This window comes from Streptomyces sp. SID4985 (genome assembly GCF_009863025.1).
Taxonomy (GTDB): Bacteria; Actinomycetota; Actinomycetes; order Streptomycetales; family Streptomycetaceae; genus Streptomyces.
This window is the reverse complement of sequence record NZ_WWIR01000205.1, coordinates 1-16,182: the sequence shown is the minus strand read 5'-3', so window position 1 is coordinate 16,182 and position 16,182 is coordinate 1. Positions and strand designations below refer to the sequence as shown.

The 16,182-nt window shown below is 72.3% G+C and carries 17 protein-coding genes; 12 read left to right on the top strand and 5 right to left on the bottom strand.

Annotation, left to right across the window (positions count from 1 at the left end):
- Positions 1-67 precede the first annotated feature (67 nt).
- Positions 68-616, bottom strand: coding sequence for a DUF5134 domain-containing protein (locus GTW40_RS07950; protein ID WP_161179444.1), 549 nt, complete (start codon positions 614-616; stop codon positions 68-70).
- Positions 617-772: 156 nt separating this feature from the next.
- Between GTW40_RS07950 and GTW40_RS07945 the strand changes: the two genes are divergently transcribed.
- Together GTW40_RS07945 and GTW40_RS07940 are read left to right on the top strand one after the other, a co-directional pair.
- On the top strand, positions 773-2,386 hold the full coding sequence (locus GTW40_RS07945; protein ID WP_161179443.1) for an FUSC family protein: 1,614 nt from the start codon (positions 773-775) through the stop codon (positions 2,384-2,386).
- Positions 2,383-3,015 (top strand): MarR family transcriptional regulator, encoded by a 633-nt coding sequence (locus tag GTW40_RS07940; protein WP_161179442.1) that lies wholly within the window; start codon positions 2,383-2,385, stop codon positions 3,013-3,015. The genes GTW40_RS07945 and GTW40_RS07940 overlap by 4 nt, the downstream gene beginning before the upstream one ends.
- Positions 3,016-3,034: 19 nt before the next feature.
- On the opposite strand, the gene GTW40_RS07935 is transcribed toward GTW40_RS07940, so the two are convergent.
- Positions 3,035-3,427 (bottom strand): VOC family protein, encoded by a 393-nt coding sequence (locus GTW40_RS07935; RefSeq protein ID WP_161179441.1) that lies wholly within the window; start codon positions 3,425-3,427, stop codon positions 3,035-3,037.
- A gap of 72 nt (positions 3,428-3,499) precedes the next feature.
- Here GTW40_RS07935 and GTW40_RS07930 point away from each other — a divergent pair, with 72 nt between their 5' ends.
- On the top strand, positions 3,500-4,036 hold the full coding sequence (locus GTW40_RS07930) for a GNAT family N-acetyltransferase (RefSeq protein WP_161179440.1): 537 nt from the start codon (positions 3,500-3,502) through the stop codon (positions 4,034-4,036).
- A gap of 58 nt (positions 4,037-4,094) precedes the next feature.
- Here the strand turns inward: GTW40_RS07930 and GTW40_RS07925 are convergent, their stop codons facing one another.
- Complete coding sequence (locus GTW40_RS07925; protein WP_161179439.1) at positions 4,095-4,778, bottom strand: glycerophosphodiester phosphodiesterase family protein; 684 nt, start codon at positions 4,776-4,778, stop codon at positions 4,095-4,097.
- A gap of 347 nt (positions 4,779-5,125) precedes the next feature.
- Between GTW40_RS07925 and GTW40_RS07920 the strand changes: the two genes are divergently transcribed.
- The 3 genes from GTW40_RS07920 (at position 5,126) to GTW40_RS07910 (ending at position 8,408) form a co-directional block, all read left to right on the top strand.
- Positions 5,126-6,523 (top strand): DUF6421 family protein, encoded by a 1,398-nt coding sequence (locus tag GTW40_RS07920; protein ID WP_161179438.1) that lies wholly within the window; start codon positions 5,126-5,128, stop codon positions 6,521-6,523.
- A gap of 71 nt (positions 6,524-6,594) precedes the next feature.
- Positions 6,595-7,341 (top strand): SDR family oxidoreductase, encoded by a 747-nt coding sequence (locus GTW40_RS07915; RefSeq protein ID WP_161179460.1) that lies wholly within the window; start codon positions 6,595-6,597, stop codon positions 7,339-7,341.
- Positions 7,338-8,408 (top strand): low specificity L-threonine aldolase, encoded by a 1,071-nt coding sequence (locus tag GTW40_RS07910; RefSeq protein WP_161179437.1) that lies wholly within the window; start codon positions 7,338-7,340, stop codon positions 8,406-8,408. Before GTW40_RS07915 ends, GTW40_RS07910 begins: the two co-directional genes overlap by 4 nt.
- A 173-nt stretch (positions 8,409-8,581) precedes the next feature.
- Here GTW40_RS07910 and GTW40_RS07905 read toward each other — a convergent pair whose 3' ends face one another.
- On the bottom strand, positions 8,582-9,310 hold the full coding sequence (locus GTW40_RS07905) for a lysophospholipid acyltransferase family protein (RefSeq protein WP_161179436.1): 729 nt from the start codon (positions 9,308-9,310) through the stop codon (positions 8,582-8,584).
- A gap of 359 nt (positions 9,311-9,669) precedes the next feature.
- Between GTW40_RS07905 and GTW40_RS07900 the strand changes: the two genes are divergently transcribed.
- The 5 genes from GTW40_RS07900 (at position 9,670) to GTW40_RS07880 (ending at position 14,243) form a co-directional block, all read left to right on the top strand.
- Entirely contained in the window at positions 9,670-9,996 is a 327-nt protein-coding gene (locus GTW40_RS07900) for a thioredoxin family protein (protein ID WP_161179435.1), read from the top strand.
- A 214-nt stretch (positions 9,997-10,210) separates the two neighbouring features.
- Positions 10,211-10,720: a flavin reductase family protein gene (locus tag GTW40_RS07895; RefSeq protein ID WP_161179434.1), complete on the top strand. Its 510-nt coding sequence runs from the start codon at positions 10,211-10,213 to the stop codon at positions 10,718-10,720.
- 241 nt (positions 10,721-10,961) lie between these two features.
- The gene (locus GTW40_RS07890; protein WP_161179433.1) at positions 10,962-11,747 is read left to right on the top strand and encodes an electron transfer flavoprotein subunit beta/FixA family protein; all 786 of its coding nucleotides are present in this window, start codon (positions 10,962-10,964) and stop codon (positions 11,745-11,747) included.
- Positions 11,748-11,798: 51 nt separating this feature from the next.
- Complete coding sequence (locus GTW40_RS07885; protein ID WP_161179432.1) at positions 11,799-12,761, top strand: electron transfer flavoprotein subunit alpha/FixB family protein; 963 nt, start codon at positions 11,799-11,801, stop codon at positions 12,759-12,761.
- 198 nt (positions 12,762-12,959) lie between these two features.
- Positions 12,960-14,243: an aldolase/citrate lyase family protein gene (locus tag GTW40_RS07880; protein WP_161179431.1), complete on the top strand. Its 1,284-nt coding sequence runs from the start codon at positions 12,960-12,962 to the stop codon at positions 14,241-14,243.
- A gap of 69 nt (positions 14,244-14,312) precedes the next feature.
- On the opposite strand, the gene GTW40_RS07875 is transcribed toward GTW40_RS07880, so the two are convergent.
- Complete coding sequence (locus GTW40_RS07875) at positions 14,313-15,365, bottom strand: LacI family DNA-binding transcriptional regulator (RefSeq protein WP_343245633.1); 1,053 nt, start codon at positions 15,363-15,365, stop codon at positions 14,313-14,315.
- Between the two features lie 217 nt (positions 15,366-15,582).
- On the opposite strand from GTW40_RS07875, the gene GTW40_RS07870 reads away from it, so the two are divergent.
- A partial coding sequence (locus tag GTW40_RS07870) for an ROK family protein (RefSeq protein WP_161179429.1) occupies positions 15,583-16,182 on the top strand: 600 nt, incomplete at its 3' end.

Sequence of the window (16,182 nt, the reverse complement as noted above, 5' to 3'; positions counted from 1 at the left end):
GCCGAAGTGACGCAGACAACGCCCGGACGTGCGGCGGAGGTTGACGATCCCCTCGGTCGCGGTGCCCTCACATCGTCAGCAGCATCGCGACCGTGCCTATCCCCATCGACAGACGGCACGCGCGCGCGAGTTCGGGCCGGTCGCCCCAGCGTGCCGTGGCCGGTCCCGGGCTCGCGGCCGCCGGGACCAGACGGGCGCCGGTCAGCAGCACATAGCCGGTGAAGTACAGCAGCAGCGCGCCCGTCAGCGGGGCCACCCCGGAGCCGCCGGGCATGTGGTGGTGCCCGGCCGGGGCGAGGGCCATCACCACGGACATGTAGACCATCGCCGAGGTGCCCATCAGATGGTGCAGATGATGGGCGTCCCGGCGCGCCGCCCACAGCGCGCGCAGCGCCGCCGCGCCGAACACGGCCGCGTACACCGGCCACATCCAGCGCGGCGGGGCGAACACCGCCGCCGGGACCGCCATCGCGGCCATCCCGAAGCCCATCAGCGCCTCACCGCCCGCCGCGCGGCGCTGCTCCTCGACGCCGCTGCGCATCCGCAGCAGGCAGTAGGCCCCGGTCGCCGCGCACAGCGCGACCAGCAGCCAGGCCGGTGAAGCCGGACCGTGCACGCCCCTCACCCCCGTTCGACGTCGGTCGAGGGATGCGATGCCCACGACACGCGGAGCGCACGCGAGCGCAAGGGAGTACACGGGGAGCACTCGCCGGAGCGCGCACGCCCGAGAGGGGAATCGTTTACAGGTAAAACACATGCTAAGTTCATCGGTGTGAGCAGCCTGCCCCTCCGCCCCCTCCCGCTCGCTCAGCCGCTCCGTCTCGGACGGCCCTCCGCGATCTGGTTCAAAGCCGCCCTCAGCGTCGTGGCCTCGACCCTCCTGCCCAACCTCGTCCTGCTGGCCCTCGGCCGCCTCGACCTCGCCCTCTACACGATGGCCGGGGCGCTGTGCGCGCTCTACGCCCACGACCGCCCCTACGCCGCCCGGGCCCGCGTCCTCGCCCTGGTGGTCCTCGGCATGACCGCCGGTCTGGCCGCCGCCCTCGTCTCCGCGTCGCTCACCTCCGACCCGGTGGTCCTGGTGACCGTCGGCGCCCTGCTGGCCGCCGTGCAGAAGACCGTCTGCGAGGCGACGCGGATCGGACCGCCCGGGAACGTGGTCGTCGCCTTCGTCATGTCCGCCGCGCTCTTCGTCCCGCAGACCCCGGGCCGGCTCCCCGGCCACCTCGCCCTGGCCCTCGGCGCGGGCGCCTGGGCCTGGCTGATCGGCATGGCCCCGGGCCTCCTCCGCCCGCACGGCCCGGAACGCCGCGCCGTCGCGACGGCCCTGCGCGCGGTCGCCGCCCAGGCCGGGGGCGGTGCGGGGGCGTCCCCTACGGCCGCGTACGCCGCCCTGCACGGCGCGTGGTCGGCCCTCCACGCCCCCGGCGTCCGCCCCGACCCCACCCGCCGGGCCCTCGCCGCACTGCTCACCGAGGCCGAGACCGCCCTCACGACCCCGGGCGCCCACGCGGCCGTACTCCGCGCCCACGCCGACGCGCTGCGCGGCAACGGCCCCGTTCCCGGCGTCGTCGTCACGGCAGCGGAACCGCCGTACCCCCGCCCCCACCGCATCCCCCTGACCCACCTGGCCCCGCTCGCCGCCCGCACCGCCCTCGGCTGCGCGCTCGCCGGATACGCCGCCCTCGCGCTCGGTGTCGGCCGCCCCTACTGGGCCCTCGTCACCGCCGCCGCGCTCTACCAGGCCAACGTCACCCGCACCTGGAGCCGCGCCCTCCAGCGGGTCCTCGGCAACCTCCTCGGTGTGCTCCTCTTCGCCGCCCTCGCCCCGCTGACCCACCTCCACCCGGTGGTGCTCGTACTGTGCTGCGCGGCCTGCAACCTCGGTGCCGAGGCGCTGATCGCCCGCAACTACTGGCTCGGCAGCGTGTGCGTGACCCCCATGGCGCTGCTCATCACCGAGTTCGCCCACCTCCAGGACCCGGGCCGGCTGATGACCCAGCGCGTCCTGGACACCCTGGTCGGCGCCCTGACCGGCTTCGCCGCCGCCGTCCTCGTCACCAACCGGCGCGCGGGACGGCACGTGGAGCACGCCCTCACCGCCGCCGAGGAGGCCCGCGCCCACGCGGACGGGCTGCTCGCGCAGCCCCTGCCGACCGCCCTGGTCCCCGCGCGCCGCGCCCTCGCCGTGGCCCTGATCGACCTGCGGGCCACGGCCGACACGGCGCTGGGGGAGTGGTGGCAGCGGCCCCTGCCCGAGGAACGGGTCCTGCGCGCCGAGCAGGCCGGACACCGTACGCTCGCCGAGACGGCGCGGCATGTGCGAGCCGCACACGCACACGCGCAGGCGCAGAACAGCGGGACGACGGAGGCAGTACGGCCATGACGGCGAGGAACGGGCAGCCGGACACCGGGACCGAACGGACGGACGGCCCCGGACCGACGGCCGACGGTGCCGGTGGCACGAGCGACACCGGCACCGGGACCGGCACCGGCCCCGACGCCCCGCCCCGCACCGACACCGTCGCCTCGGTCGTCGGCCAGTGGCGTGCCGTGCACCCCGGGCTCGACACCGGCCCCATGGAGGTCATCGGCCGGATCAACCGCTGTGCCGCCCTCCTCCAGCAGGCCGAGGACGCTCCGCTGCGCCGCGCGGGACTCAGCCGCGCCGAGTTCGACCTGCTCGGCGCGCTGCGCCGTACCGGCCACGAACTCACCCCCGGCGAGCTGGCCCGGGAGACCTTCTCCTCCGGGGCCGCCGTGACCAAGCGCCTCAAGCGGCTCACCGAGACCGGCCTGGTCGAACGGCGCACCGACACCCGCGACCGCCGCGTGGCCCACCTCCGCCTCACCGACGCGGGCCGCGACCTCGTGGACGGCATCCTCCCCGAGCAACTCGCCTACGAGAAGGCGGTGTTGTCCACCCTGGCCGCCGAGGGCCAGGAGGAGCTGTCCGACCTGCTCGCGGTGCTCCTCAACGGGCTGGAGGGCCACTTGGGCGGCCTGCGCGCCTGAGGTCGGAAGGCCGGAGACGTCAGATCCCCGGCCGATACCGCAGCGGATGCTCCGCCGGAACCTCCACCAGCACGATCGGAATACCGTCCGGGTCCGCGATCCACATCTCGTCCAGCCCCCACGGCTCCCGCTCCGGCGGACGGACGATCTCCACGCCCTTCTCCCGCAGCTCCTTGTGCGCGGCCCGCAGATCCGGGACCTGGAGCCATAGCCGCACCTCGGAGGACGGCGGGGTTTCGGAGCGTCCCGAGACCTCAAGGAAACCGCCGCCCAGGAAGTAGACGATCCCGCGCTCGGGACCCGTACCGAACTCGCGGTAGACGGTGAGTCCCAACTGCTCGCCGTAGAAGGCGCGGGAGCGGTCCGGGTCGGTCGGGCGGACGAGCATACGACTGCCGAGTACATGCACCATGCGGGCGAAGCCTAATCGCCCGGTTACCCTCGACCCTGGCCGAGCCGCGCCCGAGAAGTCGGAGAACATTCCATGAACCACCCCACCGGACTGACCTTCCGCGACGCCACCGACGCCGACGTGGACACCCTCGTCGCGCTGGTCGAGTCGGCGTACCGGGGCGAGGCGAGCCGGGTCGGCTGGACCACCGAGGCGGACATCCTGGACGGGCAGCGGACCGACCCCGAGGGTGTGCGGGAGATCATCAAGTCGCCCGACAGCCGGCTGCTCGTCGTCGAGCAGGACGGCCGCACGGTCGCCTGCTGCCAGCTCGAACACCGGGGAGACCACGCCTACTTCGGCATGTTCGCGGTCAGCCCCGCCCTCCAGGGCGCGGGCCTCGGCAAGGTCGTCATGGCGGAGGCGGAGCGCCAGGTCCGCGAGACCTGGGACGTGACCGAGATGCACATGACGGTGATCTCCGTCCGCGAGGATCTGATCGCCTGGTACGAGCGGCGCGGCTACCGCCGTACGGGAAAGACATCGCCCTTCCCGTACGGCGACGAGCGCTTCGGCATACCGCGCCGGGACGACCTGCGCTTCGAGCTGCTGGTCAAGCCGCTGGTGTGACCCGGCAGCCGACTCAGGCGAGTCGGCCGACTTGGTCGACTCGGACGGCTCAGGGCGCTCAGGCCGTGAAGCGGCCCGTGCGCTTGATCTCCGGATAGTCCGTCGTCGCCCCGTCGAGCTGGAGCGCGCGCACCAGCCGCAGGTCGTCCTGGGTGTTGACCACCCAGGCGAAGACGCGCAGGTCGGCCGCGCGCGCCTTCTCCACGACCTCCTGGGTGATCCGGCGGATGTCGAGACAGAGAGCCGTGGCGCCCACCGCCACGGCCCGGTCCACCACGTCCGTGCCGTAGTGGCTCGCGACCAGCGCCGTGCGCACCCCCGGCACCAGCCGGGAGATCTCCGCCAGCGCCTCGTCGTGGAAGGACAGCACCTCCACGCGGGAGACGAGGTCCCGGCGGTGCATGACCTCGGCGAGTGCCCTGGCCGCCGCCACGTCCTTGATCTCCGCCTGGAGGGGCGCGTTCACCGCGTCCAGGACCTCTTCGAAGACCGGCACCTGCTCGCCGAGCCCCGCGTCCAGCGCGCGCAGCTCCGCGAGGGTCTTCTCGGAGATCGCCCCGCTGCCGTCGGTGGTGCGGTCCACCTCGGCGTCGTGCATGACGACCAGCGCGCCGTCCTTGCTGAGGTGCAGGTCGAGTTCGATGACGTCGAGGCCGGCCTGCTGCGCCGCGACGAAGGAACGGAGGGTGTTCTCGGGCTCGATGCCCATGATCCCGCGGTGTCCGATGGTAAGGAAGTTCAAGGTTCAACTCGCTTCCGTCGACGGCGGCCCGGTCCGCGGACCCGACGGACGTCGTCGACCGCGCGGCACGTTCCGCAGCCTAATGGCCCCGCCCCGGGATGGCTCTTCATGTGCGTCCGCCCCGTCACGGACGGTGTGCCGCTGCCCGCGCGCGGGGTGGCTGAAACCCGCAGGTGCCGGTGCGGTCGTATGCGTATGGCGAAAGTGAGCGCCGTCACGGTTTGCCGCAGGAAAAACGCCGGTCGAACGGCGGCTGCGCAGAATAATTTCCCGAGTCCCCTCTTGTTCGGTGAAACCGGGTATGCATACGGTGTCCATACGCGAGGTTCTCCCGTGGAGGATGGGACATGACGGAAATTCTTGTGCAGGCGGGTGTGGAGGAGCGGCTTCCTTCGCTGACCAGGGTGATCGAGCACCCGGCCTGGCCGATGCTCAAGGATGCCGTGGAGCAGATCCGGCCATGGCAGTCCAAGGACGGATCGATCGACTTCGAGGCCGAGGGCGCGCCCACGCGGGCCGACGCCGAGGCGGCCGTCCGCCGGGTGACCGAGGCGGTCGAGGAGCTGGCCCCGCTGCTCCCGCACGACGCCGCCTACCACGAGGCTCTCGTGAAGGACCTGCGCCGCTGGGCCGAGGGCGGCTTCGAGGTGCCGGACTTCCTCGACTCGCTGCTGGCCTTCCAGCCCGCCGCGCGCCGTGAGCACGACCTCCAGCACCTGGTCGTCTTCCCGATGTACACGCAGAACGGCAACCCGGACCGCAATCTGGAGGCGGTCGTCCTGCGCATGGTCTGGCCGGACTGGCTGGCCGAGCTGGAGCGCACGCGGTACGACAACCCGCTGTTCTGCGGCATCACCTTCGAGGACTTCACCTCGGGCTACGACACCAACTCCGCCGTCCTCTTCCCGGAGACCATCGCCGTCCGCGAGGCGCCGGAACGTTTCTCCTGGGGCGGCATCTTCTGCGACCGCGAGGCCGCGCGCTTCCGCAAGGTCACGGACGCCGCCGTCGCCCTCCTCGGCCTGGAGCTGCCCGAGGACATCGCGGAGATGGTCCACGACCAGAAGCGCTGCGAAGAGGCCTTCGTGCTCTGGGACATGGTCCACGACCGCACCCACAGCCACGGCGACCTGCCCTTCGACCCGTTCATGATCAAGCAGCGCCAGCCGTTCTGGATGTACGGCCTGGAGGAGCTGCGCTGCGACCTCACCGCCTTCAAGGAGGCCGTGAAGCTTCAGGCGGACGGCGTCCCGCAGGCCCGTGACGTGCAGTACGCGGTCCTCTTCGACCGCATGTTCCGCTTCCCGGTCACCGGCGACCGCGTGCGCAACTACGACGGCCTGGGCGGCCAGCTGCTCTTCGCCTACCTGCACAAGCACGACGTGGTCCGCTGGACCGACAACAAGCTCTCCATCGACTGGGAGCGCGCCCCCGAGGTCACCAACCGGCTGTGCGCCGAGATCGAGCAGCTCTACCGCGACGGCATCGACCGGCCCAAGCTGGTCCACTGGTTCGCCGGGTACGAGCTCGTCGCGACCTACCTCGCCCCGCACCCCGGCTCCAAGTGGGCCAAGGGCCCCGACGCCCTCGACCTGAGCCTGCCGCCGCGCAAGCTCGTGGACGACGTGCTCCCGGACGAGTTTCCGCTCAGCATGTTCTATGAGGCCCTGTCCAAGAAGCTGAAGAGCGTGATTGCCTCGGCCAAGGGCATCACGGCGGACGGCGCCGGGCGGACCGCCGCGTGAGCGACGGCGGCCACCGGAGCGACGTCCACGAGACCGGCGTACACGAGACTGCTGAGCGGGAGAGGAAGACGATGGGCAACGGGGTTCTGCGGGGTGCGGTGATCGCGGTCGCCGGAGCGGGCGGACCGGCGGGACGTGCGACTCTGGTCCGGCTGGCCGAGGCGGGGGCGACCGTCGTCGGCGCGGACAACGACCCCGCCCGGCTGGCTGAGGCCGTGGACGCGGCCCGCTACGCCAACGGCGGCGCCACGGTCACCGGCGAGACGGTCGACCTGCTCGACCTCGACTCGACCCGGGCCTGGGCCGCGGGCATCGAGAAGGAGCACGGCCGGATCGACGGCCTGGTCCACCTGGTCGGCGGCTGGCGCGGCGGCGCCAAGTTCGACGACACCGACCTGGCCGACTGGGATCTGCTGGAGAAGCTGCTGATCCGCACCGTCCAGAACACCTCCCTGGCCTTCTACGACGCCCTCCAGCGCGGCGGCAACGGCCGCTACCTGCTGATCAGCGCAGCGGGCGCGTCCAAGCCCACGGCGGGCAACGCGGCGTACTCCGCCGCCAAGGCCGCCGCCGAGGCGTGGACGCTCGCCATGGCCGACGGCTTCCGCAAGGCCGGGGGCGAGGAGGGGCCGCGCGCCGCCGCTGCGATCCTGGTGGTGAAGGCGTTGGTGCACGACGCGATGCGCGCCGAGCGCCCCAACGCGAAGTTCGCGGGCTTCACGGACGTCAAGGACCTGGCCGACGCCGTCGCCGGCGTCTGGAACGAGCCCGCCGCCGAAGTGAACGGAACGCGTCTGTGGCTGACCGAGAAGCCGTGAACCCTCCCCGGACCGACGCACGTCGTCGTCACGATCCGAAGGTCCGGGGGTTCGCCAGCGACAACTACGCCGGTGCGCACCCCGAGGTGCTGGCCGCCGTGGCCCTGGCCAACGGCGGCCACCAGGTGGCGTACGGCGGGGACGAGTACACCGAGAACCTCCAGCGGATCATCCGCGGCCACTTCGGCGCGAGCGCCGAGGCGTTCCCGGTGTTCAACGGCACCGGCGCGAACGTCGTCGCGCTCCAGGCGGTCACCGACCGCTGGGGCGCGGTGATCTGCGCCGAGAGCGCGCACATCAACGTGGACGAGGGCGGCGCCCCCGAGCGCATGGGCGGACTCAAGCTGCTCACCGTGCCCACGCCGGACGGCAAGCTCACGCCCGAGCTGATCGACCGGCAGGCATGGGGCTTCGAGGACGAGCACCGGGCCAAGCCGCAGGTCGTCTCGATCACCCAGTCCACCGAACTGGGCACCCTCTACACGCCCGACGAGATCCGCGCGATCTGCGAGCACGCCCACGCGCACGGCATGAAGGTGCACCTGGACGGCTCCCGCATATCGAACGCCGCCGCCTCCCTGAACGTCCCCATGCGGACCTTCACCAACGCGGTCGGCGTGGACATCCTCTCCCTCGGCGGCACGAAGAACGGCGCCCTCTTCGGCGAGGCGGTCGTGGTGATCAACCAGGACGCCGTCTCCCACATGAAGCACCTGCGCAAGCTGTCCATGCAGCTCGCCTCCAAGATGCGCTTCGTGTCGGTGCAGTTGGAGGCCCTGTACGCCAAGGACCTCTGGCTCCGCAACGCCCGCCACGCCAACGAGATGGCCCAGCGCCTGGCCGAGGGCGCCCGCGCGGTGGACGGCGTGGAGATCCTCCACCCGGTGCAGTCCAACGGCGTCTTCGCCCGGCTCCCGCACGACGTGAGCGAACGCCTCCAGAAGCGCTTCCGCTTCTACTTCTGGGACGAGGCGGCCGGCGTCGTCCGCTGGATGTGCTCCTTCGACACCATGGAGGACGACGTCGACCTGTTCGTGTCGGCCCTCAAGGAGGAGATGGCCCGCTAGACGCGTGCATGAATATGCGGCCGCCCGGAAATCCATTGCTTTCCGGGCGGCCGCATTCCTATGCTTCGCGATCATGGAGCCGATCCAGGACGCCGCCAGTCTGTCCGCCCGCCTCGCCGTCGCTGTGGCGGACGCTGCCCGACTCCCTCTGACCGGGGCCGGGACGCGTGCCGTCAGAGCGCCTGGACCGTCCGCAGCTGCTCCGCCGTCGGAGCCGTGCCACCGAGGTGGGCCGGGAGCCACCAGGAGTCCTCGGCGGACTTCGGGCGGGCGGGGTAGGCGCGCTGGGCGGCGTCCAGAAGGTCCTGGACGCGCTCGCGCAGACGGCGGGTGATCGCGCCCGCGTACTGGTCGCGCGGAGCCTCGACCGGCTCGCCCACCCGGACGGTGATGGGGGTGTGGCTGCGCTTGAAGTTGCGCGGGTGGCCCTTGGTCCACAGGCGCTGGGTGCCCCACAGCGCCATCGGGACCAGCGGGACGCCCGCCTCCTGCGCGAGCCGCGCCGCACCCGACTTGAAGCTCTTCAGCGTGAAGGACTCCGAGATGGTGGCCTCCGGGAACACGCCCACGATCTCGCCGGAGCGCAGCGAGTTGAGCGCGTGCGCGTACGCGGCCTCGCCCTGCGACCGGTCCACGGGGATGTGCTTCATCCCGCGCATCAGCGGACCCGACACCTTGTGCCGGAAGACCGCGTCCTTGGCCATGAACCGCACCAGCCGCTTCTGCGGCAGCGCCGCCAGGCCGTTGAAGATGAAGTCCAGGTAGCTGATGTGATTGCTCACCAGCACGGCGCCGCCCGTGCGCGGGATGTTCTCCGACCCCTGGCAGTCGATCTTGAGGTCCCACACCTTGAACAACGTCTTCGCGAAACCGACGACGGGACGGTAGACCAGTTCTGCCATGAGCGGGGTCGGCCCTTTCTGCTCTGCTCGGGAAAGGGGCTCCCGGCGGGAAGTTACGCAGCCGTAGGTTTACGGCGTCTCCAGATCGTGCCCCAAGAACGGACGGGTAGCCAGTCCTGGTGCCCCGTGGCGGCGAGATCCTCGTCACGTCCCTGTAACAGCCCCCTCGGAGGGGCCGCCGCAGGTGTATCACCCGCCCCAGGAGCCCTCTTCGCAGGGGTGCGGGAATCCTTCGCGGCCCCCGCGCGCTTGTGCGGAGGACGACTCGCGCGTGTGCCGAGGACGACTGAGGACGACCAGACCGACCGCGGGACCGCGGCCGGCCGGATGCCGCGCGAGCGGCGGAACGGAGGACGCGCGTGCGCGGGCAGGGCGAGGAACACCGGCTGGGACCGGCCGACCTGGGCGGCGAACTGGGCGAGCGGGCCACCCTCGTTCAGTTCTCCAGCGCCTTCTGCGCCCCCTGCCGGGCCACCCGCCGCACCCTCGGCGAAGTCGCCGCCATGGTCCCCGGCGTGACCCACGTCGACATCGACGCCGAGGCCCAGCTGAGCCTCGTACGCGCTCTCGGCATCGTCCGCACCCCCACTGTCCTGGTCCTCGACGCGACAGGACGCGTGGTGCGCCGCGCCGCCGGACAGCCGCGCAGGGCGGATGTGATCGCCGCGCTCGGGGAGGCCCTGTGAGCGGCGGGAACGGCCCGGCCCGGCCTCTTCCAGATCTCGGAACGTACTTGACTGTGCGCGCCATCCATCGTCAGCCTGACCGTATGCCGACCGAACTCCTTCTCGTCGGACGGGCCCACGTCGACCTGGCCCGCACCGCGAGCGCGCGCTGTCCGGGCTGTTGAGCAGCCACGGCATCCGCTCCGCTCGCCCTCCTCAGCAGAAGGACAACTCCATGACGGCCACGCCCGATCTCGGCACCCACCAGACCGCCTCGCCCGAACTTCTGCGCGCCACCTTCCGCCGCCACGCCGCCGGTGTCGCGGTCATCACCGCTCGCGCCGACCACGGCCCGGTCGGCTTCACCGCCACCTCCCTCACCTCCGTCTCCGCCGAACCCCCGCTCGTGTCCTTCGGCATAGGCACCGGCGCCTCCAGCTGGCCCGCCGTCTCGCGCGCCGAGTACGTCGGCGTCCATCTGCTCGCCGAGCACCAGGGCGGCCTCGCCGCCACCTTCGCCCGCAGCGGTGCCGACCGCTTCGGCGCTCCCACCGCCTGGCGCGAGGGACCGGAGGGCGTGCCCGTCCTGGACGACGTGCTCGCGTGGCTGGTCTGCCGGATCGTCGGCCGCGTCCCGGCCGGGGACCACCGGATCGTGCTCGCCGAGGTCGTGCTCGGCGACCCCTCGGGCACCGGCCGCCCGCTGCTCTACCACCAGGGCCGGTTCAACGCGCTGCGGGACTGACCGGGGACCGGCCCGCCCCCGGGGACGGCGGCCCGCTCCTGCGCCGCCGTCGAGTTCCGGTTACGCTGCGTTGCGAAGGTCACAGTTCAAAGCGCTTGCTCAGCGGGCACGAACTGGATGTACTGACGAGTAATATTTCGGCCGGGAGCGCACCGACGCCCCGACCGGGACCGGCCGCTTGAGGCGCCTATGCTGCCTTCAAGAGGCAGCCCGGAAATGACGATGCAGTAGGAGAGCCGGCGTGAGCTTGAGGATCGTTGTCACTGTGAAGTACGTGCCCGACGCCACTGGCGACCGGCACTTCGCCGATGACCTGACCGTCGACCGCGACGACGTGGACGGTCTGCTCTCCGAGCTGGACGAGTACGCGGTCGAGCAGGCCCTCCAGATCGCGGACGAGGCGGACGACGCCGAGGTCACCGTGCTGACCGTCGGTCCCGAGGACGCCAAGGACGCGCTGCGCAAGGCCCTCTCGATGGGCGCCGACAAGGCGATCCACGTCGAGGACGACGACCTGCACGGCACCGACGCCCTCGGTACCTCCCTGGTGCTGGCCAAGGCGATCGAGAAGGCCGGTTACGACCTGGTGATCTCCGGCATGGCCTCCACCGACGGCACCATGGGCGTCGTACCCGCCCTGGTCGCCGAGCGCCTCGGCGTGCCGCAGGTGACCCTGCTGTCCGAGGTCTCTGTCGAGGACGGCACCGTCAAGGGCCGCCGCGACGGCGACACCGCCTCGGAGCAGCTGGAGGCATCCCTCCCGGCGGTCGTGTCCGTCACCGACCAGTCCGGCGAGGCCCGTTACCCGTCCTTCAAGGGCATCATGGCGGCCAAGAAGAAGCCGGTGCAGTCCTGGGACCTGTCCGACCTCGACATCGAGGCGGAGGAGGTCGGTCTGGACGGCGCGTACACCAAGGTCGAGGTCGTGGCCGAGCGCCCGGCGCGCACCGCGGGCACGATCGTCAAGGACGAGGGCGAGGGCGGCAAGCAGCTCGCCGAGTTCCTCGCGGGCCAGAAGTTCATCTAAGGCCCCGCGCCCAGACCGCCCCTCAACTTCGTTACGCAGGAGAGCAATCCCATGGCTGAAGTCCTCGTCTACGTCGACCACGTGGACGGTGCCGTCCGCAAGCCCACCCTGGAGCTGCTGACGCTCGCCCGCCGCCTCGGCGAGCCCGTCGCGGTCGCGCTGGGCAACGGCGCCGCCGACACCGCCGCCACGCTGGCCGAGCACGGCGCGACCCGCGTCCTGACGCACGACGCGTCCGAGTACGCCGACTACCTGGTCGTCCCGAAGGTCGACGCCCTCCAGGCCGCCGTCGAGGCCGTGTCCCCGGCCGCCGTGCTGGTGCCGTCCTCCGCCGAGGGCAAGGAGATCGCCGCCCGCCTGGCGCTGCGCACCGGCTCCGGCGTCATCACCGACGCCGTCGACATCGAGGCCGGCGACGAGGGCCCGGTGGCCACCCAGTCGGTGTTCGCCGCGTCCTTCACCACCAAGTCCCGCGTCATCAAGGGCACCCCGGTCATCACGGTCAAGCCGAACTCGGCCGCCGTCGAGGCCGCTCCCGCCGCCGGTGCCGTCGAGGCACTGTCGGTCACCTTCTCCGACCAGGCCACCGGAACCAAGGTCACCGGCCGCACCCCGCGCGAGTCGACCGGCCGTCCGGACCTGACCGAGGCCGCGATCGTCGTCTCCGGCGGCCGTGGCGTCAACGGCGCGGAGAACTTCGCGATCATCGAGGCGCTGGCCGACTCCCTCGGCGCGGCCGTGGGCGCCTCCCGCGCCGCCGTGGACGCCGGCTGGTACCCGCACACCAACCAGGTCGGCCAGACCGGCAAGTCCGTCTCGCCGCAGCTCTACATCGCCAACGGCATCTCCGGCGCCATCCAGCACCGCGCCGGTATGCAGACCTCCAAGACGATCGTGGCCGTCAACAAGGACCCCGAGGCCCCGATCTTCGACCTGGTCGACTACGGCGTCGTCGGCGACCTCTTCGAGGTCGTCCCGCAGCTCACCGAGGAGATCAAGACCCGCAAGGGCTGATCCCCGCGAGAGTGCGCCCGTGTGCACCCTTGTCTGCGGAACCCCCGCGACCGGCCCCGGTCGCGGGGGTTCCGCGTTTTCCGCCCCGCCCCGATGGTGTTGCCCCGGGCCGGAGGGTGTTGACCAGCGAGAATCACCCCGGATAGCTTCGGCGCGCGGACCCGTCCGGTTCCGTACCGCGCGAGAGGGAGGGTGTGGATGGACGGGCAGGAGAAGGTCAGGACCAGCCTCGCGGACTCGGTGGCGGAACGCGTCGGCGCCCTCCTCGCCCCCGTAGACGCCGACCTGGCCCGCCGTTACCCCGGTGACCCCGGCACCCGGCAACCCGTCCACACGGTCTACGTCCCCGCCGACGCCTTCGCCGCCGACACCCCGCGCGTCTGGGGCGACAGCGCCCTCGCCGCCCTCGACGAACACGCCCCGGACGCCGAGTCCTTCGCGGGAATCCTGGGGCTGCCCGCACACCTCGCCGACGCCGTGTACTCCCGCGTCCGCGCCAAGCTGGAGCGCGAACCGGTGGAAGACCTCCGGGTCGACTTCGAGGACGGCTACGGCATCCGCCCCTCCGAAGAGGAGGACCAGGCGGCCGCCCGGGCCGCGCGGCTGATCGCCGAGGCGTACGAGAAGGGCACGGCGCCGCCGTACACCGGTATCCGCGTCAAGTGCATGGAGGCCGGGGTGCGCGAGCGGGGCATCCGCACCCTGGACGTCTTCCTCACCGGGCTGCTCGCGGCGGGCGGTCTGCCGGACGGGCTGGTGCTGACGCTGCCCAAGGTGACGTACGCCGAGCAGGTCACCGCGTTCGCACGGCTGCTGGACGCCTTCGAGGAGACCCACGGCCTGGACCGGGGACGCCTCGGCTTCGAGATCCAGATCGAGACCAGCCAGGCCGTCCTCGCCGCCGACGGCACCGCGACCGTCGCCCGCATGATCGAGGCGGGCGAGGACCGCGTCACCGGGCTCCACTACGGCACCTTCGACTACAGCGCCGCCCTCGGCGTCTCCGCCGCCCACCAGGCCGCCGACCACCCCGCCGCCGACCACGCCAAGGCGGTCATGCAGGTCGCCGCCGCGGGCACCGGCGTACGTCTGTCCGACGGCTCCACCAACGTGCTGCCGGTCGGCCCCGCCGAGCGGGTCCACGCGGCCTGGCGGCTGCACCACGACCTCGTCCGCCGGGCCCTCGCCCGTGCCTACTACCAGGGCTGGGACATGCACCCCGGCCATCTGCCGACCCGCTACGCGGCCGTCTTCGCGTTCTACCGCGAGGGATTCGAGCGCGCCGCCGACCGGCTCGCCCGCTACGCCGCCCGCGCGGGCGGCGACGTCATGGACGAGCCCGCCACGGCTCGGGCCCTCAGTGGCTACCTCCTGCGCGGCCTGGACTGCGGTGCCCTCGACACCGCCGAGGTCACCGCCCTGACCGGGCTCGGCCGGGGTGACCTGGAGTTCTACGCGGCCCCCGGCGGCCGCCCGGCCTGAGCAGGGGCGGAAGCCCGATACGGAGGCCCGGTACGGGAGGCCCGGTATCGGAGGCCGAGTGCCGGAAGCTCAGTCCGCCGGGGGCAGTTCGCCCGAGCCCCGCTCGATCAGCCGGGTCGGCAGTTCGATCCGCTCGGGCGCCACGAGCGCGCCGTCCAGCCGCCGGAACAGCCGCTCGGCGGCCGTACGGCCCAGGGCGGCCGAGTCCTGTGCGACGACCGTCACCCCCGGCTGGAGCAGGTCGGCCAGCTCGAAGTCGTCGAACCCGACCAGGGCGACCGGGCGGGCGTGCGCGGCCAGCACCCGGATCACGGTGACGGTCACCCGGTTGTTGCCCGTGAATATGGCGGTCACCGGCGAGGGCCCGGTCAGCATCTCCTCGGCCGCGCGGCGCACCCGCTCCGGGTCGGTCGCACCGAGGGACATCCAGTCGTCCTCGACGGGTATCCCCGCGTCCTCCATGGCGGCCCGGTAGCCGCGCAGCCGCTCCGCCGCGGTGTGGATGTTCGGCATGTCGCCGATGAAGCCGATCCGGCGGTGGCCGTGCGCGATCAGATGGGCCACGCCGTCGCGGGCGCCGCCGAAGTTGTCGGAGAGCACTACGTCCGCGTCGATGCGCGCGGCGGGGCGGTCCACGAACACGGTGGCCACCCCGGCCCGCATCTCCGGCTCGAGATAGCGGTGGTCGTCCCCGGCCGGGATCACCACGAGCCCGTCCACGCGCCGTGCGCACAGCGCGAGCGCCAACTCGCGTTCCCGGTCCGGGTCCTCGGCGCTGGAGCCGTTGATCAGCAGGGCGCCGTGGGCGCGGGCCACCTCCTCGACCGCGCGGCTGAGCGGGCCGTAGAACGGGTCCGCGAGGTCCTCCAGGACCAGGCCGATGCTCGCCGTACGGCCCTTGCGGAGCACGCGCGCGCTGTCGTTGCGCCGGAAGCCCAGGGCGTCGATGGCCTCCTGTACGCGGCGTTCGGTGTCCGGGGTGACGCCGGGCTCGCCGTTGACCACGCGGGAGACCGTTTTCAGCCCCACTCCGGCCCGCGCGGCCACGTCCTTCATGGTGGGCCGGTTGCCGTAACGGCCGGTGCCGTTGGCGCGTTCTGCTCCGCGGGTGGTCTCGGGCACGATGCGCTGTCCTGTCCTGTCGTCCGTGGTCTTCACTGGCCGGTGCCCCGGGTCGGGGCCGGTACGAGCATGTGGCGTCGAGCATAGAGCCTGGACAACGTTGTCAGGTGCGCGAGAGACTGTCCACCGCCGTCCCCGGTCCAGGTCCGTCATGACCGGTCGGGGGCGTTTTCCGGCTTCGCTCCATCTCACGGCTCGACGGGGAGACCTGACACTGATGCACACCGACCTCGTGGCTGCGCTGGACATCGGCGGCACCAAGATCGCGGGCGCGCTGGTGGACGGCGACGGCCGGATCCACACGCGTACGCAGCGCGCCACCCCCGCCCGCGAGGACGGCGAAACGGTTATGCGCGCGGTCGAGGAGGTGCTCGCCGAGCTGGCCGCCTCGCCGCTGTGGTCCCGCGCCGAGGCCATCGGCATCGGCAGCGCCGGACCGGTGGACGCCTCCGCGGGCACCGTCAGCCCCGTCAACGTGCCGGGCTGGCGCGGCTTCCCGCTGGTGGAGCGGGTGCGCGCGGCGACCGGGGGCGGCCTGCCGGTGGAGCTGATCGGCGACGGCGTGGCCATCACGGCGGCCGAGCACTGGCAGGGCGCGGCGCGCGGCCACGACAACGCGCTGTGCATGGTGGTCTCCACGGGCGTCGGCGGCGGCCTGGTCCTGGGCGGCCGACTGCACCCGGGCCCCACCGGCAACGCCGGTCACATCGGCCACATCAGCGTCGACCTGGACGGCGAGCTGTGCCCGTGCGGCTCGCGCGGTTGCGTCGAGGGCCTGTCCAGCGGCCCCAACATCGCCCGCCGCGCCCTGGAACAG